The sequence below is a fragment of the Robinsoniella sp. genome, from assembly GCF_034124845.1.
In genome coordinates this window covers 1-2,136 of sequence record NZ_JAWYAJ010000009.1, presented here as the reverse complement: position 1 = coordinate 2,136, position 2,136 = coordinate 1, and the positions used below count along the sequence as shown (strand labels likewise).

3 protein-coding genes are annotated in these 2,136 nt (G+C 42.8%); all 3 read left to right on the top strand.

Translation table 11 applies throughout. The features are described from left to right. Nucleotides 1-556: uroporphyrinogen decarboxylase family protein (locus ACH2DQ_RS00505; protein ID WP_395025053.1), on the top strand; the 556-nt coding region annotated here is incomplete at its 5' end. A gap of 62 nt (nt 557-618) precedes the next feature. Beyond that, the gene (locus ACH2DQ_RS00500) at nt 619-1,731 is read left to right on the top strand and encodes a substrate-binding domain-containing protein (protein WP_394910831.1); all 1,113 of its coding nucleotides are present in this window, start codon (nt 619-621) and stop codon (nt 1,729-1,731) included. 79 nt (nt 1,732-1,810) lie between these two features. Beyond that, nucleotides 1,811-2,136, top strand: a 326-nt coding sequence (locus tag ACH2DQ_RS00495; RefSeq protein ID WP_395025050.1) for an ATP-binding cassette domain-containing protein, incomplete at its 3' end; no start/stop codon positions are given.

Below are 2,136 nucleotides of genomic sequence, written 5' to 3'. Positions count from 1 at the left end.
GCTGCTGGATAAAACGCTGGAAATACAAATGGGGCTTTACGATGTTCTGTTGACAGAATGCGGAGAGTACATACAGATTGTGGAAACGGGAGATGATTACGGTACGCAGAGAGGACCAATTATATCTCCGGAGCTTTTTAATGAAATGATTGTTCCCAGGCGTAAAAAATTAAATGATTTTATTAAGTCAAAAGCGCCTCAGGCGAAAATATTCCATCATACATGCGGATCCGTATATAAGATTTTGGATGGAATTATTGCTACAGGTGTTGATATATTGAACCCTATTCAGCCAAGCGCGGACGATATGGATACCTTCCGGCTGCAAAAGGAATTTGGAAATAAGCTCATATTTCATGGCGGCATAGATGAACAGACTGCGCTGATCGGTTCTATGGATACGCTGAAGAAGGAAATGGAGGTGAGAGTACAGTCCCTGGGCAAAGAAGGCGGGTATATTATGGCGCCTACCAGTAACTTTATGGATGACATGCCATTGGAAAATATTGTTAACTTTGCAAAAATGGCAAAAGAAGTCGGAGTATACGTCTGTTAGAAAATTCTTGTGTGGGAAATTGCGGCAAATCATATGATTATAAAATAAGCGGAGGTATTGGTATGTTTAAAAAAATGATAAGTGCAGTGCTGTGTTTGACAATGGTGATAGCAATGGCGGGATGCGGCAGCAGTGGGCAGGAAAAAGAAACAACAGCAGCAGGAAAGGGTGCGGCTGAGGAACAGGTAACGACGGCTGATGGGCAGGAAAAGTCAGATATTAAAGTCGGTTTTGCAATCAAGACACAGGATTCCCCCTACTTTGTCAGCCTGGTGGAGGCGGTAAAAAAACTTTCGGAAGAAAAGGGATGGAAATGTACCGTTTTGGATGCCAACAGTGATACCAGTAAAGAAACTGAAAATTTAGAGACATTTATTACCCAGGGAATGGATCTGATCTTTCTGGACAGTGTTGAGCCGGATGCCTGCATTCCAAGCATCAACGTGGCTGCAGAGGCAGATATTCCGGTAATCAATCTGGACAGTGGTGTGGGAGAATGTAATCAATGTACCACGATATATTCCGACAATAAACAAAATGGCAGACTGGTGGGAAAAGCATACGGCGATCAGTTTGACAAAGACAAAGAAATCATTGCGGTACTCCTTAGTGCATTAAAGGGAAATGTGGCATGTATGGAAAGAAGGCTGGGTTTATTCTGCGGAATCATTGAAAGCAGAGCGGGATACAGTGAAGAAGAAGCGTGGGAAGCGGCACAGCAATTTGAGGATGATTTAATGAAAAATGGAAAAGCATCCAATGAAAAAGCCAGATTTACCCTGCGTGGACAAGGCTGGGGTGCAGGAACAAGAGAAGAGGGATTAACTGCGGCAGAAGATTTAATTACTGCCAACAAAGACTTGAACTGTATGCTGGGAGAAAACGACCAGATGCTATTTGGCGGAATGGAAGCACTGGAAAATGCAGGAATTACGGGCGTGGATATGGTTGCAGCAGCAGATGGGGCAAAAGAAGCATATGATCTGATCAAAGAAGGAAAATATTTTGGTACAGGAGAAAATTCACCATATAAAGTAGCTGAAAAAGGTATAGAAGTTGCCAAAGAAATCCTGGTGGATAAAAAGGACTGGAAAAGCTATGACGATGTTATTTTGACGGAGGCAGTTGCCGTGACAAAAGAAAACGTTGATGAACATTACGAATTTGGATTTTAATTCTTAAATATTCACTGGTAGTTCATAGAGCCTGTTTCAATTATGGACTACCGGTGTATGCCGGAATATGGAGGATACTATGCAGGACGAATACAGACTTGAGATGAATAATATAACCAAGCATTTCGGAGGTGTTAAGGCGCTGACGGATGTTTCGTTAAAGGTTCAGAAAGGAGAGGTACATGCTCTGATCGGAGAAAACGGCGCAGGAAAGTCAACGCTTATGAAAGTTTTATCCGGTGCGTATCAAAAGGATGACGGAGAGATTCTGGTGGATGGTACCCGGATTAAAATCAATGGCCCAAAAGATGCCAAGGAACAGGGGATAGCCGTCATTTACCAGGAGTTTATGCTGGCACCGGATCTGACCGTGGCAGAGAATATCTTTATCGATAAATTATCCGG